Origin of the sequence: Exiguobacterium alkaliphilum (assembly GCF_018138125.1) — a bacterium.
Classification (GTDB): domain Bacteria; phylum Bacillota; class Bacilli; order Exiguobacteriales; family Exiguobacteriaceae; genus Exiguobacterium; species Exiguobacterium alkaliphilum.
The window spans coordinates 1,897,900-1,920,053 of the sequence record NZ_CP073101.1 but is presented as its reverse complement, the minus strand read 5'-3'; the positions used below and the strand labels follow the sequence as shown (position 1 = coordinate 1,920,053).

Annotated in this window: 19 protein-coding genes; 14 read left to right on the top strand and 5 right to left on the bottom strand. The window is 53.7% G+C overall.

Going from position 1 to position 22,154, the window contains the following annotated elements:
- Positions 1-154 precede the first annotated feature (154 nt).
- The 10 genes from KB235_RS09905 to KB235_RS09860 all read left to right on the top strand — a co-directional run bounded on the left by KB235_RS09905 (position 155) and on the right by KB235_RS09860 (position 12,729).
- Positions 155-1,090 (top strand): NAD(P)-dependent alcohol dehydrogenase, encoded by a 936-nt coding sequence (locus KB235_RS09905; protein ID WP_211779564.1) that lies wholly within the window; start codon positions 155-157, stop codon positions 1,088-1,090.
- Between the two features lie 69 nt (positions 1,091-1,159).
- The gene (locus tag KB235_RS09900) at positions 1,160-1,684 is read left to right on the top strand and encodes a type 1 glutamine amidotransferase domain-containing protein (RefSeq protein WP_034815317.1); all 525 of its coding nucleotides are present in this window, start codon (positions 1,160-1,162) and stop codon (positions 1,682-1,684) included.
- A gap of 22 nt (positions 1,685-1,706) precedes the next feature.
- Complete coding sequence (locus KB235_RS09895) at positions 1,707-2,438, top strand: Bax inhibitor-1/YccA family protein (protein ID WP_034804744.1); 732 nt, start codon at positions 1,707-1,709, stop codon at positions 2,436-2,438.
- Positions 2,439-2,491: 53 nt separating this feature from the next.
- On the top strand, positions 2,492-3,604 hold the full coding sequence (locus KB235_RS09890; RefSeq protein WP_034815318.1) for an NAD(P)/FAD-dependent oxidoreductase: 1,113 nt from the start codon (positions 2,492-2,494) through the stop codon (positions 3,602-3,604).
- Positions 3,605-4,057 carry an AAA family ATPase gene (locus KB235_RS09885; protein WP_211779563.1) on the top strand — a complete coding sequence of 151 codons (453 nt, stop codon included), beginning with the start codon at positions 3,605-3,607 and terminating at the stop codon, positions 4,055-4,057.
- Positions 4,054-4,851, top strand: coding sequence for an ABC transporter permease subunit (locus KB235_RS09880; RefSeq protein ID WP_211779562.1), 798 nt, complete (start codon positions 4,054-4,056; stop codon positions 4,849-4,851). The genes KB235_RS09885 and KB235_RS09880 overlap by 4 nt, the downstream gene beginning before the upstream one ends.
- Positions 4,852-4,915: 64 nt before the next feature.
- Complete coding sequence (locus KB235_RS09875; protein WP_211779561.1) at positions 4,916-5,728, top strand: aldo/keto reductase; 813 nt, start codon at positions 4,916-4,918, stop codon at positions 5,726-5,728.
- Positions 5,729-5,836: 108 nt separating this feature from the next.
- The gene (locus KB235_RS09870) at positions 5,837-6,598 is read left to right on the top strand and encodes a V-type ATP synthase subunit I domain-containing protein (protein WP_245175461.1); all 762 of its coding nucleotides are present in this window, start codon (positions 5,837-5,839) and stop codon (positions 6,596-6,598) included.
- A 246-nt stretch (positions 6,599-6,844) separates the two neighbouring features.
- On the top strand, positions 6,845-11,281 hold the full coding sequence (gltB, locus tag KB235_RS09865; protein WP_211779560.1) for a glutamate synthase large subunit: 4,437 nt from the start codon (positions 6,845-6,847) through the stop codon (positions 11,279-11,281).
- Positions 11,278-12,729, top strand: a complete 1,452-nt coding sequence (locus KB235_RS09860) for a glutamate synthase subunit beta (protein ID WP_211779559.1) — start codon at positions 11,278-11,280, stop codon at positions 12,727-12,729. Before gltB ends, KB235_RS09860 begins: the two co-directional genes overlap by 4 nt.
- 146 nt (positions 12,730-12,875) lie before the next feature.
- Here the strand turns inward: KB235_RS09860 and KB235_RS09855 are convergent, their stop codons facing one another.
- The 3 genes from KB235_RS09855 to KB235_RS09845 form a co-directional block, all read right to left on the bottom strand.
- Positions 12,876-14,195, bottom strand: coding sequence for a Na+/H+ antiporter family protein (locus KB235_RS09855; protein WP_034804719.1), 1,320 nt, complete (start codon positions 14,193-14,195; stop codon positions 12,876-12,878).
- A 143-nt stretch (positions 14,196-14,338) separates the two neighbouring features.
- A complete protein-coding gene (locus tag KB235_RS09850) occupies positions 14,339-15,052 on the bottom strand; it encodes a YebC/PmpR family DNA-binding transcriptional regulator (RefSeq protein WP_034815325.1) in 714 nt (237 codons plus the stop codon).
- A gap of 79 nt (positions 15,053-15,131) precedes the next feature.
- Positions 15,132-15,578, bottom strand: coding sequence for a MarR family winged helix-turn-helix transcriptional regulator (locus KB235_RS09845; protein WP_211779558.1), 447 nt, complete (start codon positions 15,576-15,578; stop codon positions 15,132-15,134).
- A 389-nt stretch (positions 15,579-15,967) separates the two neighbouring features.
- Here KB235_RS09845 and adhE point away from each other — a divergent pair, with 389 nt between their 5' ends.
- Positions 15,968-18,559, top strand: a complete 2,592-nt coding sequence (gene adhE, locus KB235_RS09840; protein ID WP_211779557.1) for a bifunctional acetaldehyde-CoA/alcohol dehydrogenase — start codon at positions 15,968-15,970, stop codon at positions 18,557-18,559.
- Positions 18,560-18,598: 39 nt separating this feature from the next.
- On the opposite strand, the gene KB235_RS09835 is transcribed toward adhE, so the two are convergent.
- Positions 18,599-18,880, bottom strand: a complete 282-nt coding sequence (locus KB235_RS09835; RefSeq protein WP_211779556.1) for a hypothetical protein — start codon at positions 18,878-18,880, stop codon at positions 18,599-18,601.
- Between the two features lie 244 nt (positions 18,881-19,124).
- Here KB235_RS09835 and KB235_RS09830 point away from each other — a divergent pair, with 244 nt between their 5' ends.
- The gene (locus KB235_RS09830) at positions 19,125-20,315 is read left to right on the top strand and encodes a M28 family peptidase (RefSeq protein ID WP_211779555.1); all 1,191 of its coding nucleotides are present in this window, start codon (positions 19,125-19,127) and stop codon (positions 20,313-20,315) included.
- Between the two features lie 246 nt (positions 20,316-20,561).
- Complete coding sequence (locus KB235_RS09825; protein ID WP_156028770.1) at positions 20,562-20,699, top strand: hypothetical protein; 138 nt, start codon at positions 20,562-20,564, stop codon at positions 20,697-20,699.
- Between the two features lie 64 nt (positions 20,700-20,763).
- Here KB235_RS09825 and KB235_RS09820 read toward each other — a convergent pair whose 3' ends face one another.
- Entirely contained in the window at positions 20,764-21,027 is a 264-nt protein-coding gene (locus KB235_RS09820; protein ID WP_034804710.1) for a hypothetical protein, read from the bottom strand.
- Positions 21,028-21,219: 192 nt separating this feature from the next.
- On the opposite strand from KB235_RS09820, the gene KB235_RS09815 reads away from it, so the two are divergent.
- Complete coding sequence (locus KB235_RS09815) at positions 21,220-22,134, top strand: alpha/beta hydrolase (RefSeq protein ID WP_211779554.1); 915 nt, start codon at positions 21,220-21,222, stop codon at positions 22,132-22,134.
- The last annotated feature ends 20 nt before the right edge of the window (positions 22,135-22,154 follow it).

Here is a 22,154-nt window from a genome sequence, read left to right as displayed (position 1 = left end):
TTATAACACAATATATTGGGAAAACGATGGATGATTACGGGCAAATCGTTCTAAATATCGATTTCTCTCCGAATGTTTCATGTAGCGAATATCGGAAAAAGAAGACTAAAGGAAAAGACGATTTCGCTGACTCAGATTCATGAGGAGGGATAGGATGAAAGCAGTCATCTGTACCGCGTACGGCCCCCCAGATGTGCTCGAGCTTCATGAAGTGGACGAGCCTGTTCCGAAGACCGATGAACTATTGATTCGAGTCCATGCGACAGCCGTCCATTCAGGCGACCGTCGGCTCCGGGCGCTCGACGTCCCGACCGCTGGCAAACTTCCGATGCTGATTGCCGTCGGACTCAAAGCACCGCGTCAACCGATTTTAGGTGTCGTCTTGGCAGGCGAAGTCGTCGAGACGGGAACACGTGTCAACACGTTCAAGGCAGGGGACCGGGTCTATGCGCTGACGGGAATGCGATTCGGGGGCTACGCGGCATATGCGTGTATTAAAGCGCATAAATGTGTGGAACACATGCCACGACATGCAAGTTATGAGGAAGCGGCGAGCCTGCCGTTCGGTGGAACGACCGCCCTCCATTTTTTACGCAAGGTGAACATCGAACAAGCGGAGACCGTATTGATTTATGGGGCATCGGGAGCAGTCGGGTCGATGGCCGTCCAAATCGCCAAACACTTCGGGGCTCACGTGACGGCAGTCTGTCAAATGCGAAACTTCGAACTCGTGAAACGGTTAGGTGCTGACGTTTTGATTGATTATAAGACGGAAGGATACGACAGCAGGCTACTCACGTATGATGCCGTGTTCGATGCGGCCGGAAAAATCGATAAGCGGATCGCTCGGAAGCACGTCAGAGCGGGCGGGAAGTTTCGTTCCGTCGCCGGTCAAGGCGTCTCGAGTGAACGGAAAGACGACCTGACTTTCTTGAACGAGCTGTTCGACAAAGGGCACATAAAAGCGGTCATTGACTCGATCTATCCGATTGAGGAAATCGTCTCGGCCCATCGTTACGTCGATGCGGGTGGGAAGGTCGGGAACGTCATCGTGAGCGTCGTGCGGCCGAATGAATTGACGTCAGACTAACCAATCGTTTTGTTTTCGCGGCGTAGCTTTTAGGGTATACTTGTGAAGGAAATGAAAGGGAGGGATTCGATGAAATTACAAGGTAAGAACGTCTTGCAGATTGTCAGTGACGACTTCGAAGACTTGGAGTTGTGGTATCCGGTCCATCGCCTACGTGAAGAGGGCGCAAACGTCATCCTCGCCGGCGAGAAAGGGGCGCACGTCTACACAGGAAAGTACGGGGTCCCGGCCAAGTCGGATGTGGCATTTGAAGACGTCGATATCACGTCGTTCGATGCGATTCTCGTGCCTGGTGGCTGGTCGCCAGACTTGTTGCGTCGCTTCGACTCGGTGAAAGGTTTCGTCCGTTATATGCACGAAGAGAAACGTCCAATCGGTCAAATCTGCCACGCGGGCTGGGTCTTAATCTCGGCGAATATTTTAGAAGGCGTCAACGTCACGAGTACGCCGGGCATTAAAGACGACATGGAGAACGCCGGAGCGATTTGGCATGATGAGCCGGTCGTCGTGGACGGACATATCGTCTCAAGTCGTCGCCCACCTGATCTTCCAGACTATATGCGCGCTTTCGTCGATGTCATGGCACAGCGCTAACAAACAAAGGAGCTTATGAACGTTGCTTAAATCTAATCCAATTCTTCGCAAATCAATGGAATCCACCGCTTACGCGACCGCGCCGATGACAAAGGCCGGCACGTGGTCTAAAATTTTCACGCTGCTCATGCTCGTTACCGCATCGGCTGGCGTCATGTGGACGCTCGTGCCGACGATTGGGGAAGGACTTCTCTTCCCGCTCATGATCGGGTCAGCCGTACTCGGCTTGGTGCTTGCGCTCGTCATCACGTTCAAACCGAATACGGCACCTGTCGTTGCACCACTTTACGGGATTATCCAAGGGGTCTTCGTCGGAACGGTCTCGTACTTTTTCGAATCGATGGCGCCGGGAATCGTCGGTCGTGCCGTCATGACGACGTTTATCGTCGCATTCGCGATGTGGTTCGTCTATTCGACCGGACTTGTCAAAGTGACGCAAAAGTTCCGCGCCGGCATCATGGCCGCCATTTTCACGGTCATGCTATTGTATCTCTTCCAAATCGGGATGAGTTTCTTCGGGACCGGGCTCCCGTTCATGACCGGCTCTTCGCCGCTCGCGATCGGTGTCCAGTTCGTGATTGTCATCATCGCCTCGCTCGCGCTCGTTCTCGACTTCGATTTTATCGCTCGTCAAGTCGAAGCGCGGGCACCGAAGCATCTCGAGTGGGTCGCGGCGTTTGGATTGATTGTGACGCTCATCTGGCTCTATATCGAATTGCTCGACTTGTTGTATCGACTCGCAAATCGGGACTAAAATCATCGGCCATTTGGCCGGTGATTTTTTCAGGAAGAAAGGAACGAATCGACATGAAAAAAATAGTCATTATCGGTTCCGGCATCGTCGGAATCTCGGCTGCGTATCATTTGGCCGGAAAAGCAGACGTGACGGTCATCGACCGGAAAGACGCCGGTCGGGCAACCGACGCGGCGGCGGGTATCGTCTGTCCGTGGATCGCGCAACGCCGAAATAAAGCGTGGTATGCCTTGGCAAAAGGCGGGGCACGCTATTACAAGGAAGTCGTCGATGCGTTGCTGCAGGCGGGCGAGACGGACACCGGCTACAAACGGGTCGGGACGCTCGCCTTACATGAAGATAAAAAGCTGAACGAAATGCTTGAACGGACGAAAGTCCGGCGGGAAGATGCCCCCGAAATTGGGAAGTTGACACGATTGTCTGTCGAAGCGGCACGTTCGCTCTTCCCTCCACTATCCGAAGACTATGAGGCGCTTCTCGTCGAAGGTGGGGCGCGTGTCGATGGGGAGCGAATCCGGTCCGCGCTCGAGCGCGTCGCCATCAAGCGCGGGGTAAACGTCGTCAACGGGTCGGCGCAACTCGTCAAAGGAGACGGTTATCACGTCTTATGCGACGGGGTGCGTTATGAGGCGGATGAAATCATTCTCGCCTGCGGGGCGTGGCTGAAGGAATTGCTCGAGCCGATCGGCTACACGACGAGTGTCAAGCCGGAAAAAGCGCAAATCGTCCACGTGAAGCTACCGGACACGGATACGTCCGACTGGCCTGTCGCGATGCCGCCACGTCGACGTTACTTGCTCGGGTTCGAAGACGGCAAGGTCGTCATCGGCTCGACGCATGAGAAAGAGAAGGGCTTTGACGTCCGACCGACAGCCGTCGGCGTTCACGAAGTGCTCGCGAAAGGACTTGAATCGGCCCCGGGCCTCGCTGAAGCAGAGCTCGTCGAGACGCGGGTCGGATTGCGTCCCGTCACGCCGAATTCGATTCCGGTGCTCGGTCGACTCCCTGGAGCGGAACAGTTGGTCGTCGCGAACGGACTCGGCTCTTCGGGTCTGACGGTCGGACCGTTCATCGGCAAAGTGCTCGCTGACCTTGTCCTGACAGGGGACTGTGAGCTCGACATGTCGCTTTACCCGATTGGTGAGACGGTGTTTCCAATCGATTGAATGAAAGACGTCCCGGTCTACGTACTCGACGAGCCGACGAGCGGGCTTGACCCGCTCATGCAAGAGCGACTGATTGAATGGGTACTCGCTGAGAAGGCAGCCGGGAAGGCGATTTTGATGAGCTCACATCACTTTCCGGAAATGGAGAAGACGTGTGACCGGGCGGCGCTCATTCGAGACGGCCGGATCATCATCGAGGCCGATATAGATGAACTGAAGCGACGGAGCGTGAAAGCGTACCAAATCGGTCTGAAAAGTGAAGTCGAGGCGCAGGCGCTAGCGGACAAGGTCGGGATTCGTGACGGGCGTACCGTCACCGTCACCGTCTCAACATCGGATGAGTTGAACGCATTGATCGCGACGTTGACATCGTTCGAGGTGAAATCGCTCACAAGCGGTGCCGACGAGCTCGAGCATATGTTCATGGAATATTATGGGGAGGTGACGTCATGACGTTAGTCCATTCGTTATTCAAGCAGAATCGGAGCTGGATTTTCGGGTACGCGTTCGGGACGAGCCTCTATCTGTTCTTTTTAGCGGCCGTCTTCCCGTCGATTCAAGAGACCGGCCTCATCGAAGGGAAACTTGATTCGTTGCCGCCGGAACTGCTCGAGGTATTTAAAATCGATCCGAGCATCGCGATGGACAACGTCGTCAACTTACTCGCCGGAAACTACTATGGCCTCATCTTCTATGTGCTCGCCATCTTGTTCGCCTTGACGTTTGCCTCACGCCTCATGGCGAAACCGGTCGATTCGGGTGAGGTCATGTTGTATTTGGCGGCACCGATTTCCCGGAGCGCCTACGTCACAGCGAGCCTCATCGTGTTGTTGTTTGCGACCGTCTTGTTCGTCGCGTCAAACGGCCTCAGCCTCACAGTTGCCGATCTCTTGTTTGATCTCGGAATCGATTATGGTGTCATGTGGACGTTACAGTTGAATGCGGGGCTATTGTTATTCGTCCTCGGTACGATTGCGTTCGTCATCGCGAGCCTGTTCGACGACAGCAGTCGCTCGTATATGGTGACCGGCGGGTTGTTCGCCCTGTTTTTAATCGCCAACATCTTCTCTGGGTTCAGCGATACGTTCGCATGGCTCGAACGCCTGTCGGTCTTCAGTTTGTTCGATGCTAACGCACAACTGCAAGGTGATGTCCCGACGTTGTCGTTCCTTGTCCTGGTCGGTCTGCTTGCGTTGGCGGTTGTCGCCTGTTATGCGCGATTCACTCGAAAAGATTTGACGATTTAGTTTTTCGGAATAAGTTCTCGGGTATGATACAATCAGCTCGAACAGCTGAAAGGGGAATGAGTGTATGCAATTCGTAACGTTACGCAACGGGGTTCAAATCCCGATGATCGGATTCGGTGTCTGGCAAGTCGACAATGAGACAGAGGCGCCTGACGCGGTCGCTGAGGCACTTAAGGTCGGGTATCGTCATATCGATACGGCTGCCGTCTATAAGAACGAAGAAGGGGTCGCCAAAGGGATTCACGCATCCGGCATCAATCGTAGCGATATCTTTTTGACGTCGAAGATTTGGAACGAGGAGATCCGCCAAGGCCGGACGAAAGAGGCGTTTGAAGAATCACTCATTCGACTCGAGACGGACTATTTGGATTTATGTTTACTCCATTGGCCAGTCGACGGGTTCGTCGAAGCGTGGGAAGCGTTGATTGAATTATATGAAGCCGGAAAAATCAAAGCGATCGGTGTCTCGAACTTCAAAGAGCATCATCTCGAGGCGTTGAAAGAGGCCGGTCTGATGACGCCGCTCATCAACCAAGTCGAGTTGCATCCACAGTTGCCGCAACCAGACCTCGTCGAATATTGCCAAGATGAAGGGATTCAAATCGAGGCGTGGAGCCCACTCATGCAAGGGAAATTCCTCGACATCCCAGCCTTCGCCGAGATTGCTGAGAAGCATGGGAAAACACCGGCACAAGTCGTGTTACGTTGGCATCTCGACACAGGGAACGTCGCGCTTCCGAAGTCGGTCACGCCACATCGTATCCAAGAAAACTTTGACGTCTTCGACTTTGAACTGGATGCAGACGACATGGCGAAATTAGATACCGTGGCGACACACGAGCGACTCGGACCAGACCCGGACCACATCGATTTTTGAACACATTGAGACCCAGCGCTGGGTCTCTTTTTTCGTTTTCGATTGTGTATGAGCGGAGTCACATGGGTATACATTACTATGTTGAAAAAGGAGGTGGCAGATCTTCATTTGAAGATCGCGCATATGGACTTATCAAAATGGCCATTGGTCAACTGGTTGGCATTTTTGGCGACCGTCGTCATCAACTATTTCGCGAGCGGAGACAATGCGGCCGTGTCGGACCGAATTGATATTTTCTTCAAACCGGCCGGATACGCGTTCTCGATTTGGGGACTCATTTATCTCGGACTCGCCGTCTGGCTTGTGTTGCAACTGAAGAAAGGGTCGGTCGCGAACCGGCAGGCGAATCGGATGAAGGCGGGCTTTCTCGTCTCTTGTATCTTGAACGGACTTTGGCTCTTGACGTTCACGAACGAATGGTTCATCGCTTCGCTCGTCGTCATGGTCTTGTTCTTAGGAACGCTCGCTTGGCTGTACCATGTCGCTTTTCGGACATCGACGAGCTGGTTCGATCGTCTTCCGTTCTCGCTCTATATCGGGTGGGTCTCGGTCGCGACGATTGTCAACGTGTTCGTCGTCATGAAGACCGAGCGCATCACGACGGTGCTCGGTCTCGATGAACTGGCCTGGACGTCTCTCATGCTCATGGTCGGCGTCGTCCTTGCCCTCGTATTCATGTGGTGGCACCGTGACTTCATCTATCCGCTCGTGTTCGTTTGGGCTTATATCGCCATCTTTGCCCGAATCGAGAACGCGACGCTCTACGTCGTCCTCGTCAGCGCGCTCATCCTACTCGCGCTCGGTTATGTCGGCTTGATTATTTGGAAACGGCCACGCGGGTTCTTACATCATACAGGGAAAACGGTTTAGGAAGACGTCTGCAAGACGTCTTTTTTTGTGGTCAAAAGAACTCGTTAGTTAATATATATAGTGGATAAATATTCTTTATTTATTATAAGTTGTTTTCGGAAAAAGCTTGGTAAAGCTATTTAATACGCTTACATCTTCAATACATCGAGATGGTATTATGCAAAAGTGTATACATCTCTCTTGATTTTTCAGAATATTTAGAACAAAATAAAACTTACGAAACAGTACGAGAGAGGGGTTGATTCGATGAAACGGACGAGTTTATACGATTCACGATTCGAGAAAGACGCTTGCGGCATCGGCCTATACGTCAACCTGAATGGAGAGAAGAAACACGAGATTGTCAGTCGGTCGTTGTCGATGCTATGTCGACTTGAGCACCGCGGGGGGCAAGGGGTCATCGACGCCGGAGACGGTGCCGGCATCATGACGGAGATTCCACATGAGTTGTTCTTGCAGACGATGAATTTGCCAGCACCGGGACTTTACGCGGTCGGGATGGTTTTCTTCCAACCGGAGGAGACGGCGCTCAGTGAGAAGCAACAACAGATGGAGCGTCTCGCCGAAGACCTCGATGTCGCGACAATCGCCTGGCGTGAAGTGCCCGTCGACCCGCTCGCGATCGGTGAGCATGCACGCACGACCCAGCCGACGATATATCAGTGGTTCGTCGCCTGTCCGTTTTTGGATTATGAGACGAATGAGCGAACGCTTTACGAGCTACGCCGCAGCATCGAAAAAACCGAGACGTTAAATTTATATATGCCGAGCTTCTCGACGAAGACGATCGTCTATAAAGGGATGCTCACACCGGAACAAATCGAAAGGTTCTACCTCGATTTACAGTCACCGTTCTATAAGAGCGCGTTCGGCATCGTCCACTCGCGTTTCTCGACGAACACGTTCCCGTCGTGGGAACGGGCGCACCCGAACCGGATGATCGTCCATAACGGTGAGATCAACACGTTACGCGGCAACATCGATGCGATGCGCGCCCGTGAAGGGGTGACGGAGACCGACCTGTACGAGAACGTCGAGCGACTATTCCCGGTTTTGCAAGAAGAAGGGAGCGACTCGTCGATGCTCGACAACGCGTTCGAGTTCTTCACACGGACGGGACGTTCAATCGCCCACACGGCGATGATGCTCATCCCGGAGCCGTTCATCGAAGGCACGATCGATCGCTACAAACGCGACTTTTATCAATATCACTCGTCAATCATGGAGCCATGGGACGGCCCGACCGGGGTCGTGTTCACGGACGGCCGGCAAATCGGCGCCATCCTCGATCGGAACGGGCTCCGGCCGATGCGCTACATCGAGACGGCAGACGGAGAGTTGATTTTGTCATCCGAGAGCGGCGTCATCCCGGTTCAAGCCGAAAACGTGGTCAAGAAAGAACGGTTGCGGCCAGGGCAACTGCTCTTGATTGACTTGGAATCGAAACGACTCATCCCGGACGCGGAAATCAAACAGACGATTGCGCGAGCCGAGCCGTATGGCAAATGGTTGAAGCAGATGAAGACGGTCGAGGACGGGGCTGTCGTCGAGCCCCCTGTCGACGATTTGCAGCGCAAACAACGTGCCTTCGGCTATACGAAAGAAGACATCGAGCAGTATATGGTACCGCTCATCAATGAAAAGAAGGATCCAATCGGGTCGATGGGACATGACCAACCTGTCGCTGTCCTGTCTGAGCGGTCGCGCTCGTTGTTCCACTATTTCAAACAACACTTCGCGCAAGTGACGAACCCGCCGATTGACGCCCTGCGGGAAAAAATCGTGACCGCGACGTTCACATGGCTTGGCCCGCAATCGAACCCGGTCCATACCGGCCGTGGCCATGCCCGCCGCGTCTGGCTCGCACATCCGATTTTAGATGCGTCCCGGCTTGTCGGCATCGAGAAAGAGCTGCGCGTGAGCCGTGTCGATGCGACGTATGCGAGCGGTTTAGAGGCGTCCTTGGAAGCGTTATTCGAGCGCGTCGAGGCCAAAGTCCGGGATGGTGCGGAAGTCATCGTCTTATCGGACCGCGGTACGAACGCCGAGCGAATCGCCATGCCGGCGCTCCTCGTCATGAGCGCCGTCCATCAACGACTCATCCGTTCGAACTTACGGGCGTCCTGTAGCCTCGTCAGCGAGAGCGGCGAGTTACGTGAAGTCCATCAAGCGGCAGCACTGATCGGTTATGGCGCGGACGCGGTCTATCCTTATCTCGCCTACGCGACGATTGACGAAGCAATCCGTTCGAACCAACTCAGCCACTCATTCGATGAAGCGGTGCGTCGTTATCAAGCGGCCACCGTCGACGGAATCGTGAAAGTCATGTCGAAGATGGGGATCTCGACCGTACAAAGTTATCGTGGGGCCCAAATCTTTGAAGCGGTCGGGTTAGACCGGGGCCTTGTGGAGACGCATTTCCGGGGAACAACGTCACAACTGTCGGGAATCGGGTTTGAGGCAATCGAAGCAGAAGGCCGGGCACAACACGTGGCGGCCTATGACCGGGACCGCCCACTCGACGCAGGGGCTGACTTCCAGTGGCGCGCCGACGGGGAAGAGCATGCGTTCAACCCGAAGACGATTCACTTGCTGCAGCGTGCCTGCCGTGAGAATGAACGACGTTACTATGATGCATACGTCCGTCTCCATGAGTCTTCCGGGCAGTTCTTAAGACAGTTGTTCAGCTTCACGGAGCGACAACCCGTCCCGCTCGAAGAAGTCGAATCGGTCGCCTCTATCGTCAGTCGGTTCAAGACCGGGGCGATGTCGTTCGGTTCCTTGTCGAAGGAAGCGCATGAGACGCTCGCCATCGCGATGAACCGAATCGGGGCAAAGAGTAACTCGGGTGAAGGCGGCGAGGACCGCAACCGGTTCGTCCCGGATGAGGATGGGTCGGAACGAGTCAGTCGCATCAAGCAAGTGGCGAGCGGCCGTTTCGGTGTAACGGCCGAGTACCTGTATCACGCCGATGAGATTCAAATCAAGATGGCCCAAGGCGCCAAACCCGGCGAAGGCGGTCAACTCCCAGGCAACAAAGTGTACCCATGGGTGGCCGAGGTCCGTGGCTCCGTTCCTGGGGTCGGTCTCATCTCGCCACCCCCGCACCATGACATCTACTCGATCGAAGATTTGGCGCAACTCATCTTCGACTTGAAGCACGTCAACCCGAACGCGAAGATTAGTGTCAAGCTCGTCTCAAAATCGGGTGTCGGCACGATTGCGGCCGGTGTCGCCAAGGCAAACGCCGATACGATCGTCATTTCAGGCTATGATGGCGGTACGGGCGCTTCGCCACGGACGTCGATTAAACATACCGGTCTCCCGTGGGAGCTTGGCCTCCTTGAGACGCACCAGACCCTCGCCTTGAACGGGCTCCGAGGCCGCGTCACCCTTGAGACGGATGGGAAGCTCATGACCGGTCGCGACATCGTGCTCGCTGCCATCTTCGGCGCTGAGGAGTATGCGTTCGCGACGGCTCCGCTCGTCGTCCTCGGTTGCATCATGATGCGTGCTTGTCACTTGGACACGTGCCCGGTCGGTGTCGCGACGCAAGACCCGGCCCTCCGTGCGAAGTTCATGGGGAAACCAGAACATGTCGTCAACTTGATGACGTTCCTCGCCGAAGACGTCCGCGAGATTTTGGCGTCGCTCGGCGCGCGCACGCTCGATGAAGTGATCGGGCGGACGGATCTTCTCGAAGAGAGCGAATGGAAACAAACGCATGCGAAAGCGTCATCGCTCGACTTACACCCGATGATCGCCATGCCGACGCCGCTTCCGGAGAAGGAAGAGCTGCCGCATCCGGCGTTCAAGTCGTATGACCACCGAAAATTGATGCCGGCCGTGTCACGTTCCATCAAATCGGGCCAACCGACGTTCTTCGTCGGCCGAATCCGAAATACGGACCGGGCCGTCGGGACGATGCTCGGCTCGGAACTGACGCGGGTGCACGGGAACGTCGGACTGGCCGAGGACACGATATCGATTCGCTTGAGCGGGTCGGCCGGGCAGAGCCTCGGCGCGTTCTTGCCGAAAGGAATCACCATCTCGGTCATCGGTGACGCGAACGACTACGTCGGCAAAGGGTTGAGCGGCGGGAAAATCGCCCTCATCGCTGAAAAGCATGCCCCGTTTGACGAGAGCGAGCAAGTCATCGCCGGGAACGTCTGCCTGTACGGGGCGACGAGCGGGATGGCGTTCTTCAACGGTCATGCCGGTGAACGCTTCGCCGTCCGTAACTCTGGCGCCGTCGCGGTCACGGAAGGGGTCGGTGACCACGGTTGCGAATACATGACCGGGGGGACGGTCGTCGTCCTCGGTCAGGTCGGCCGCAACTTTGGAGCCGGTATGTCGGGCGGGGTCGCCTATTTGTATGGCGATCAAGACTACGACGAGCTCGTCAACCACGAACTCGTGGCGGTCGACTCGTTGACGGATCAAGACGCCGAAGAAATTTATTCGCTGCTCGAGCTTCATCAGTTCCACACCGACAGTGTCAAGGCGCGGTTGATTCTCGACTCGTTTGAGAACGAGCTGAGCCGTTTCGTCAAAGTCGTGCCGAGAGATTATGCGAACGTCCTCGATGTGATGCGTCAGCTCGAAATGACGCGACCTGAATTGAGCGAGGCCGACCGGGCATTAGAACTGTTCCGAGTCGTCACAGAAGGAGGGGCAGTATGAGACACAACTTTTTAAGCATTCCGCGTGAGACACTCCCAGAACGGGGTGTCAAGGACCGGATTCACGATTATGGGGAATATGCGTCACGGATGGAAGACGGTCCGATCGTCAAGCAAGCCGAGCGTTGTATGGACTGCGGCACACCGTTTTGTCATGTCGGCGATCTGATTGGCCAAGAGACGATCGGCTGCCCGATTCACAACTTGATCCCGGAATGGAACAGACTCGTGAGCGACCAGGATTTCTTCCGTGCTTACGAGCGCTTGATGGAGACGAACAACTTCCCGGAGTTCACGGGTCGGGTCTGTCCGGCGCCTTGTGAAGGGTCGTGTACGCTCGGCATCAGTGAAGACCCGGTTGCGATCAAGTCAATCGAACGGACGATTATCGACCGCGCCTTCGAACAAGGATGGGTCAAGCCTCGTCACGTGCGTCAGCGTACCGGGTATCGCGTCGCCATCATCGGGAGCGGTCCGGCCGGTCTCGCTGCGGCCGACCAGTTGAACCAGCTCGGCCATACGGTCACCGTGCTCGAGAAAGCCGATGAAATCGGCGGCCTCTTGTATTACGGCATCCCGAACATGAAGCTCGACAAAGGCGTTGTCCGACGTCGCGTCGACTTGCTCGAGGCGGAAGGGATTCGATTCAAGACAGGCGTCAACGTCGGGGAAGACGTGACGGTCGAGGCGCTCCGGGGCGAGTATGACGCCGTCATCTTAGCTACCGGTGCCCAAAAGCAACGAACGCTCGGCATCGACGGGGACGACGCTTCAGGAATCGAACTGGCGATGGAATACTTGACCGCTTCGACGAAACAGTTGAACGGAAAAGATTTAGACCCACGCCATGACGCAGAAGGGAAGCATGTCATCGTCATCGGTGGCGGCGACACGGGAGCGGACTGCGTCGCGACGGCCATCCGTCAAGGCGCGGCATCGGTCACGCAGTTCGGGAAACACCCGGAGAAAGGGCTATACCGGTCGCCGGAACGGCCATGGCCGCTCCAGCCGGATACGCTGTCGACCGATTACGCGTACGCCGAGGCAATCGGACAATACGAGGCGGACCCGCGCACGTACTTGATTCGCTCGAATCAGATTGTGACCGAAGGCGACAAGGTCGTCGGCATTGAGACGGAACGGATGGAGAAAATCGTTAAACCCGACGGTCACGCCACGTTCTTCGTCGTCGAAGGGTCAGAGAAGACGTATCCGGCCGATCTCGTCCTCGTCGCTATCGGCTTCGAGCGACCAGAGCCGGAACTGAGAAAACTCGGGGTCGAGTCAAAACGTGATTACGTCACGGACGTTGACGGCGTATTCGTCGCCGGTGACGCCCGGCGCGGTCAAAGCCTGATCGTGTGGGCGATCCGTGAAGGGCGTGAAGTGGCAGAAAAGGTCGACGCCTACTTGGAAACTTGTCAAACGGAGCTGAAAACTTCATCATGAAAAGGAGCGACGCCAAGCGTCGCTCCTTATCTTTTTGTCACAGGAGGAAAGCGATGATTACAGAGATCCTCATGTATACAGGATTTTGGTTTTTGCTCGTGCTCGTCTTACTCGGGACGATCTATGCACGGCGCAATCGAAAGTGATTACAACACCATCGCCGCAATCAGTCCGAAAACGATGAGCGGGATGTTATAGTGTAAGAACGTCGGCCACACCGTCTCGCGGAGGTGGTCGTGTTGACCGTCGGCGTTCAAGCCGCTCGTCGGGCCGAGCGTCGAGTCGCTCGCCGGACTACCGGCGTCACCGAGCGCGCCGGCCGTCCCGATGATGGCGATCGTCGCCTCGACCGAGAAGCCATATTGGATGCACAGTGGGACGAAGATGGCCGCGATGATTGGGATCGTCGAGAAACTCGAGCCGATTCCGAGCGTGATGACGAGTCCGACGAGCAACATGACGAGCGCTGCGAGGAACTGCGAATCGCCCATGAGCCCAGACGCACCGTTGACGAGGGGCTCGATCGCCCCGGTCTCACGAATGACGGCCGCGAAGCCGCTTGCCGCGATCATGACGAACCCGATGAACGCCATCATGCGCATGCCGCTCGTGAAGATGTCATCGGCTTCAGACCAAGGAATTAACCGGAGCACGCTCAAGAGCACGAGACCGGTCACGGCCGAGGCAATCATCGAGTCGGTCTGCAACTGGACGACGAGGACGACGAGAACGACAGCGAGTGTCAATCCGATCTTCAACGGGCTCAATTGACGCAACTCGTAATCTTTCGGGCCGAGTGCGATCGTCTCGTAGTCGCGCGGCTTCCGATAGTGGATGAAGGCGGCGATGAGACCGAATACCATACCGAGAGCCGGGATGGCCATGATGCCGACAATATTGACGTCGCCGACGGCCATCCCGTTCGTCTCGACGTTCGGCAGCAAGATTTCATTCAAATAAATGCCCCCGAAGCCGACAGGCAAGAGCATGTACGGCGTGACGAGTCCGAACGTGAGAATGGTCGCCACGAGGCGTCGGTCGAGCTTCAACTCGTTAAATAAGACGAGTAAAGGCGGGACAACGATTGGGATGAATGCGATGTGAATCGGCAAGACGTTTTGTGAGCTGATCGCGAGTAAAAGGAGGAGCGACAGCAAGAGCGCCTTGACGAACAAGACGTTCTTCCCGGTGACGTCACGACCGGACATGGCGATCAACCGTTCGGCCAAGACGTCCGGGAGTCCCGTCTTCGAGAGACCGACGGCGAACGCACCGAGGAGCGCGTAGCTGAGCGCGATGGACGCGCCACCGCCGAGCCCGTCGCTAAACGCGGTGAGCGTATCGTTGAAGCCAAGCCCTCCGACGAGCCCTCCGACGATGGCGGCTAAGATGAGCGATAAGACAATGTGCACGCGACTGATGGCGAGCGCGAATAAAACGATGACTGCTAATAAGACAGCGTTCATAAAAGACAACACCTTTCTTCAAAACTCTTTCTCTTATTATCACTTTAATATGATAAAGACTTTTGAAATTTAACATATGAGACCATGCTTGTCAAATCAAGTGTTGAAAAAAGCGATAACTCCGAAAAGTTATCGCTGGCTCGTCATAATTCGACGTTGTGATATACCTGGCGCACGTCCTCGAGGTCTTCGAGCACGTCAAGGAGCTTCTCGAACTGCTCTTTCGACGCATCGTCGAGGGTGATCTCATTTTGTGGGAGCATCGTCAGTTCGGCGACTTCGAACGAGTCGATACCGGCTGATTTGAATGCGGTTTGGACGGCGTGGAACGCTTCCGGCTCGGCATAGACGATGACCGTGTCTTCTTCTTCAAGCACGTCACGCACGTCAAGGTCATGTTCCATCATGAGTTCGAGCACGTCGTCCGCACTCATGCCAGAGACGCCGATGACGGCCGTGGCATCGAACATGTAGGCGACCGAACCGCTCACGCCCATATTGCCGCCGTTCTTCCCGAACGCGGCACGGACTTCAGACGCCGTCCGGTTGACGTTGTTCGTAAGCGTGTCGACGATCACCATCGAGCCGTTCGGACCGAATCCTTCATAGCGCAACTCGTCAAAGTTCTCTTCGTCGCCACCTTTCGCCTTGTCGATGGCGCGGTCAATGATGGCACGAGGGACGTTGTACGTCTTCGCGCGCTCGACGACGAACTTGAGCGCTTGATTCAGTTCAGGATCTGGCTCGCCTTGGCGGGCGACGATGTAGATCTCCCGACCGAACTTCGCATAAATCCGGCTCGTGTTGGCGTCTTTTGACGCCTTTTTCTCTTTGATGTTGTTCCATTTACGACCCATTGCATGTCATCTCTCTTTCCATAGTTCGATTGATTCACTGTCGATTATATAAGAAGCGCGGGACATTGACGAGTAAAAATCATCCCTCGCTCTTGTCCATCTTCTCGACAATCTTGGTCAGTGTCTTCAAGCTATCAATCAATCGTGCGGTCTCGTCCTCATCTAAAAAGGCGAGGCGATCTTCGAACAGGCGGCGGAAGGAATCGCGTCGTTCCCGAAGGACCTGTTCGCCTTTCTCGGTCAATTGATTCCAGATGACGCGGCGGTCACGCTCGTCCGGCACGCGGGTGATGTATCCTTCATCGACGAGTTTCGTGATGAGCGGCGTCACGTTCGGTGGGGCAATTGATAACGTCTCGCTAATGTGTCCGTTTGTGACGGCACCCTCGTCTTCAATCAACATCAATAGATGAAAATGAGAGAAGTTCAAGTTCGGGATTTGGGGCAAGTCCGAGCGGCGAAGTAATTTTCTACGAATCAATGGGATCAGTTTAACGAACTGATCGGCTGCATCTTGTCTAGGCATAGGTCTATTCACTTCCTAATCAGGTTCTACTTCCCATTATACACGAGTGGGGGACGGCTTGGACGACCAATCCTCATTCCGTGACATTTTGCACAGCGCTTTCGTCGCATCGTGGACATAACTTTTGTAAGCGTTTACATATCGTCTGTACCTTATTTTCATGAAAACGAATTAGATTTTACTGAGCATCATCTGAAAAAGCAATCCCTATCCTCATTCTTCTAAAAAATCTTGTGAAATAGTTCACATTGTTGTCACGCACAAAATCGGAAAATCGGTGTATTCTATGAATGTGAAGGAAAGCACAAACTCTTCTTGAACTAACTGATTGCCCCGTGCTCTCCATCAAGTCAGACTTATCAGCTCTCATTCATGAGGAGGAAACCAACATGGCAGTTAAAGAGAAAGCAGTAGTAGAGACATCAGCAGAACAGATGGTCGACACGCTCGTCACACAAGCGCATAAAGCGCTCGATACGTTGATGACGTTCGACCAAGAGAAGATCGATGCGATCGTTCAAGCGATGGCGCTCGCCGGACTCGAACAGCACGTCGCTCTCGCAAAACATGCATATGAAGAAACAGGTCGTGGTGTATTTGAAGACAAGATGATCAAAAACATCTTCGCGACAGAATATATTTACAACTCGCTCCGTGGCGAGAAGACGGTCGGCGTCATCGAAGACGACGAGCAAAACGGCATCACGTACATCGCCGAGCCGGTCGGTGTCGTCGCTGGGGTCACACCGGTGACGAACCCGACGTCAACGACGATGTTTAAAGCAATCATCGCCATCAAGACGCGTAACCCGATCATCTTCGGTTTCCACCCGTCGGCACAACAGTGTTCAAGCGAAGCGGCACGCATCCTTCGTGATGCAGCCATCGAAGCTGGCGCACCGGAACACTTGATTCAATGGGTCGAAAAACCGTCACTCGACGCGACGAAAGCACTCATGAACCACCCAGGCGTCGCCATGGTCCTCGCAACAGGTGGAGCGGCGATGGTGAAATCGGCTTACTCGACTGGTAAACCGGCCCTCGGTGTCGGACCAGGTAACGTACCTGCTTATATCGACAAAACAGCAAAAGTGAAACGTGCCATCTCGGACGTTATCTTGTCGAAAACGTTCGATAACGGTATGATCTGTGCGTCTGAACAAGCGATTATCGTCGACCAAGAAGTGTATGAAGAAGTGAAAGCGGAAATGACGGCACTCGGCTGCTACTTCTGCTCACCAGAAGAGAAAGCGAAACTCGAGACACTCGTCATCAAAACAGACTCATGTGCGGTCAACCCGGAAATCGTCGGGAAACCGGCAGCCTGGATCGCCGAACGAGCTGGACTCACAGTCCCGGCCGATACAAAAATCTTAATCGCCGAACTCGAGACGGTCGGTGCGACAGAACTTCTCTCACATGAAAAATTAAGCCCGGTGCTCGGTGCGTATAAAGTTCAATCGCGTGAAGAAGGGTTCGCCATCGCTGAGAAGATGCTAGAAATCGGCGGCCTCGGTCATACGGCAGCGATTCACTCGACAGACGAGGACGCCATCCTCGCGTTCGGACTCCGGATGAAAGCTTGCCGCATCATCGTCAACTCGCCAACGGCACACGGCGGGATCGGTGACCTCTATAACGAAATGACACCGTCGCTCACGCTCGGTTGTGGGTCATACGGGAAAAACTCCGTCTCTGAGAACGTGACGGCGAAACATCTACTCAACGTGAAAAAGGTGGCGAGACGTCGCGTGAACATGCAATGGTTTAAAGTCCCTGAAAAGATTTACTTTGAGAAAAACTCAGTCCAGTACCTTCAATCGCTCACATCGAAAAAACGGGCGATGATCGTCACGGATGAAATGATGGTCAAACTCGGATTTGCCGATAAAGTCGTCAAAAACTTGCCTGCTGGCGTCGAGTACCGCATCTTCGACCAAGTCGAGCCAGACCCATCCGTTGAGACGGTCATGCGCGGTGCTGAAGCGATGCGTCACTTCCAACCAGATATGATTATCGCGCTCGGTGGCGGTTCGCCGATGGATGCCGCGAAAGGCATGTGGCTCTTCTACGAACGCCCAGAAGAGAAGTTCTCGAACCTTCGCCAAAAATTCATGGATATCCGCAAACGGACGTACAAGTTCCCGACGCTCGGCAACAAGTCGATGTTCGTCGCCATCCCGACAACATCAGGTACGGGTTCTGAAGTGACACCGTTCACGGTCATCACGGATAAGAAACGCAACGTCAAATACCCGATCGCTGACTACGCGATCACACCGGACGTCGCCATCGTCGACCCTGAGTTCGTCATGACGGTCCCAGCATCAATCACGGCCGATACAGGAATGGACGTGTTGACACACGCCATCGAAGCGTACGTCTCAGTCATGGCAAACGATTATACAGACGGACTTGCGCTTCGTTCGATGAAGATGATTTTCGATTACCTCCCGAAAGCGTATGAGAACGGAAGTGACGCCGAAGCCCGTCAGAAAGTCCACAACGCATCGACAATGGCGGGTATGGCGTTCGCGAACGCGTTCCTCGGTATCAACCACTCAATCGCACATAAAATCGGTGGCGAGTTCCACGTCCCACACGGACGGACGAACGCGATTCTCATGCCGCACGTCATCCGCTACAACGCGACACGACCATCGAAACTCGCGGCGTTCCCGAAATATGAGTCGTTCATCGCCGACGAGCGTTACGCAGAAATCGCGCGCTACCTCGGACTTCCAGCGAGCACGACGGAAGAAGGCGTCGAGTCACTCATCCAAGCTGTCATCGAGCTCGGTCAGCGCTTGAACATCAAGCTCTCGTTCAAAGCACAAGGCATCAAAAAAGCGGACCTCGACGCGAAAGTCGACAAGATGGCGGTCGACGCGTTCGAAGATCAATGTACGACGGCCAACCCGAAAATGCCGCTCGTTGAAGAATTGAAAGAGATCATGTACGCTGCTTACGAAGGCGTATAACCAACACAGGCGACCACTCAAACGAGTGGCCGCCTTTTTTCATTCGAGCAGGGAGAGTCCCATGAACAAGACGATGATGAGTAAAGCGATGACGTTGAACCAGACGACAAACTTGATGGCGATCTCGGCCCACCTTTTTTCTTTTAACCCAAAATAGAGCAGGATCGCATACAAAATGAGACCACCGACGAGTCGGTATGGGGAAGAGGCGTCAGAACCGATGTCATATGCATGTTGCACCGTATTGAGTAGAGTGAGGAGGATGAAGGCGTACATGTAGCGTCTTTCTTTTCGTTTTTGATTCCATTGAACCGGATTCATAGGGAGTACCAACCTTCTTGAAATGATTCTCGCTTTACCGAGTGGGCGATTGTAGGAAGAAGCGGAACGAATACATGGAGCCGTTCAGTCCATGACGAAAGACTTAAAGTGAAAAAATATATTGAATTTCGTAAAAAATTAAATTCAAATTCTTAAAAAACGTATCTATAATAATATATGCCAAGTTATCCATTCTTTACAATTTCTTGGTCGAAATTATTTATTAGTATTGGAGATACGTTATATGAACACCTTCCTTAGTTTCATTTATGCGCTTTATGTCACGTTTTTATATGTGAACCCGCTCTCGCTCGATAGCCCGTATGAGACGGCCGAATATTTTGCCTCGTACGACCGTCATGTCGATAGTTGGGAAAATGCGGAGCTGTTTGAATCGCTCGGTGTCGATCTTGATTTGAACATGGATCGTCTTATGCACGATGCCCCGTTCCAAACGTTTTATACGGACGTCACGATAGGAGATGAGCTGTTCGACGGATACTCGTCGATGATGGTGGAAGAACCGATTCAAGGTGACGTCATCCACATCGAATGGGACGCACCGATTCCTGACGTGACCGACAAAATCGTCGTCTTGCCGATGACCGAGGCGTCATTTGAGGCGCGGGATGACGCGTATCACCTTGACCATTATGGTGAGGTGCTCAATGATGAGGCGGCGAATCGTTACTTGACGAAATTGAAAGAAGCGGGAGCAGCCGGTTACTTAATCACGCCTCATCCAGATGCTCAGGATGAGTTCGGATTCGTCCATGTGTCGGCTTGGCTACGTTTTAATGGAACCGGCGTCGGGACTGAAACGGCCGAGATGCTGACGGATGGCCAAACCGTGACGATCGAACCGTATGAATCGGAAATGCCCTATACGGAATTCGTTCAGACCGGGACGACAGATGAGGAAGTGATTGTGATGGCACGACTCGATAGCAGTGGATACGGGGACCATGCGTTAACTGGCCTCGGTGGTGCCTCGATTCTGTATCAAGTCATTCAAGCGATGGATGACGTCAAGACGAAGGCGACGATTCGCTACGTCTTTTTGAACGGGTACGGGGAAGGGTACGAGGCGAGCACGCATTACCTTGGCATGTTGGAAGAGCGCGACGTGACAACTAGAACCGTCATGTTGCTTGACTTGATTGGGACAGGGGATACGGACCGCTTCGTCAAAACGCACGGCATGAAGTCGTATCCGTTCATGGACAGTGCAGCGTTTGAAGATGTCGAAGTGAGAAGTTTAGGGGTGTCGATTTTAGACGAATATCGACAAGCCGGCATCGATGTCATCTCGATGAACGATTCGCTCACAGCGAGCCAGGATGTTTTTACCGAGGACGACACGATCGATCGGCTATCGGATGACGCGATGCGCGAGCATGTAGACTGGTTAGTCGAGTGGTTAACGACACAATAAACGAATGAAGGACTGTAGACGATACATGGTCTACGGTCCTTTTTACTCATTAGACTTCTAGAGACGAGTAATTTTGAAGCGAGTTATCCAAGCGATGAGGGTATATGTCGTGACCGTCAGAAGTTTGCGCAGTTGTGCATAAATCGTAATTCAAATCTGTACATTGATTACATAATAATGGAAACATGGTACGCTCGTTTGTAGGGATTGAGGTTCGAAAATCTAACTGATGAAAGGATGAGACAAATGAAAGATACAATTCAAATATATAAGCTGACGATGCTCACGATCATCGCGATCAGCAGCGGCTATATCGCTTGGCACGTCGATGAGCTGATCAATGCATTACTTCATATTTCCTCCGCACTACAAGCGTTGACCTAATCCATTTATATTTCTTGAATCATAGTTAGAGCTCGGTCAAAGACGTCTGCATGGACAAAGCATGCTAGAAAAGTTCCATCGCCCGCAATGCAAGGAATAGATAATATAGCGTCGGGATGAACGTGAGCACCAACCCCATCGATTTCGTTCGTTGCTTGAATTGCAACAGGAACCCAATCGTCCACAGCAGGAACCATAACATGAAATACCAGCGATAGTCTGGCGTGTCCGTTTCGGCTATGCCTGGACCGCTCAACCAAAGTGAACAGGCCAACACAAACAAACCGGATAGGACGTTCCAGCCATACCGAACCATTTTTTCGAACATTCTCTCATTCCTCTCGTAATTTGACTTGTCGTCTCCATCAGATGACGCTATGTGTTCTTTCGACAAATGGTAGTATTATCCTTTTAACTTATACAATCAAAGAAGAGGGATGGGGATGCCCCACCTGTCCGTTCATCAGTTTTGCTCGATACGTCTCGTGATGTCCGGTATGATGAAAGAGGAGGCGATACGATGGAACAAAACTTAACGATTACAAGACCTTACGGTGAATTGATTGGAACACTGCAATTACATGACACGCCGCGAAAGACGGTCGTCATCTTGAGCGGGAGCGGACCGAGTGACCGCGATGGGAACATGGGTCCGTCGTCGTTCGGAACGTATAAAAAATTGGCAGAGGCACTGTTCGAGATGGGCGTCAACGTCTTTCGATATGACAAACAAGGGATTGGCGAATCGGACGGCGACTTCAACAAAGTCGGGCTGCACGACTTGATCGACGATGCGATCGCCGTCGTCAATCAAGTCAAGCGTTTGCCAGAGGTGACCGACGTCGTCATTCTCGGTCATAGCGAAGGGGCGGTCATCGCACCGGCCGTTCAACTCGAGACGAAAGCGACGGGTTTGATTCTCTTAGCCGGATTTAACGACGCGTCGAAACAGATGTTTTTGCTTCAAGCCGATGCGCTCGCCAATGAGATCGGGTCCGTCAAAAGACTGAAAGGGATGTTTTATCGCTTGACCGGCGTCCCGGCGAAAGTGCGCAAACGGCAAGATGAATTGTTCGAACGCTCGCTGCGGACGAACGTCGCCTCATTCAAATTCCGAGGCCAAATCGTCAATGCGAAGTGGATTCGGGAGCACGCCTCGTATGACGTCCGCGAGCGGCTCGAGCACGTGCGTGTACCGGTCCTTGCCATCACCGGTGACCGTGACGTCCAAGTCCCGCCGGAACACGTTCATTCCGTCAGGACGAAAGGGGACGTTACGAGCGACATCTTGAAAGACATGAACCACTTGCTCGTCGAGCGGACCACGCCGCACTCGTTGCTTCAGTTGCATAAAGAATATCGTGATGCCATCGAGGCGCCGCTACACCCTGTTTTAATCCAAAAGATTGACGAATGGCTCCAAAAGCAACAATGAACAGTCAAAAACGGTCACTA

Excerpts from the sequence above, each read along its gene's own strand:
- KB235_RS09900 (WP_034815317.1), top strand. The coding sequence starts at position 1,160 with ATGAAATTACAAGGTAAGAACGTCTTGCAGATTGTCAGTGACGACTTC.
- KB235_RS09825 (WP_156028770.1), top strand. The coding sequence starts at position 20,562 with ATGAAAGATACAATTCAAATATATAAGCTGACGATGCTCACGATCATC.
- KB235_RS09880 (WP_211779562.1), top strand. The coding sequence starts at position 4,054 with ATGACGTTAGTCCATTCGTTATTCAAGCAGAATCGGAGCTGGATTTTC.
- KB235_RS09830 (WP_211779555.1), top strand. The coding sequence starts at position 19,125 with ATGAACACCTTCCTTAGTTTCATTTATGCGCTTTATGTCACGTTTTTA.
- KB235_RS09820 (WP_034804710.1), bottom strand. The coding sequence starts at position 21,027 with ATGTTCGAAAAAATGGTTCGGTATGGCTGGAACGTCCTATCCGGTTTG.
- adhE (WP_211779557.1), top strand. The coding sequence starts at position 15,968 with ATGGCAGTTAAAGAGAAAGCAGTAGTAGAGACATCAGCAGAACAGATG.
- KB235_RS09815 (WP_211779554.1), top strand. The coding sequence starts at position 21,220 with ATGGAACAAAACTTAACGATTACAAGACCTTACGGTGAATTGATTGGA.
- KB235_RS09885 (WP_211779563.1), top strand. The coding sequence starts at position 3,605 with ATGAAAGACGTCCCGGTCTACGTACTCGACGAGCCGACGAGCGGGCTT.
- gltB (WP_211779560.1), top strand. The coding sequence starts at position 6,845 with ATGAAACGGACGAGTTTATACGATTCACGATTCGAGAAAGACGCTTGC.
- KB235_RS09905 (WP_211779564.1), top strand. The coding sequence starts at position 155 with ATGAAAGCAGTCATCTGTACCGCGTACGGCCCCCCAGATGTGCTCGAG.
- KB235_RS09845 (WP_211779558.1), bottom strand. The coding sequence starts at position 15,578 with ATGCCTAGACAAGATGCAGCCGATCAGTTCGTTAAACTGATCCCATTG.
- KB235_RS09875 (WP_211779561.1), top strand. The coding sequence starts at position 4,916 with ATGCAATTCGTAACGTTACGCAACGGGGTTCAAATCCCGATGATCGGA.
- KB235_RS09850 (WP_034815325.1), bottom strand. The coding sequence starts at position 15,052 with ATGGGTCGTAAATGGAACAACATCAAAGAGAAAAAGGCGTCAAAAGAC.
- KB235_RS09860 (WP_211779559.1), top strand. The coding sequence starts at position 11,278 with ATGAGACACAACTTTTTAAGCATTCCGCGTGAGACACTCCCAGAACGG.
- KB235_RS09835 (WP_211779556.1), bottom strand. The coding sequence starts at position 18,880 with ATGAATCCGGTTCAATGGAATCAAAAACGAAAAGAAAGACGCTACATG.
- KB235_RS09855 (WP_034804719.1), bottom strand. The coding sequence starts at position 14,195 with ATGAACGCTGTCTTATTAGCAGTCATCGTTTTATTCGCGCTCGCCATC.
- KB235_RS09890 (WP_034815318.1), top strand. The coding sequence starts at position 2,492 with ATGAAAAAAATAGTCATTATCGGTTCCGGCATCGTCGGAATCTCGGCT.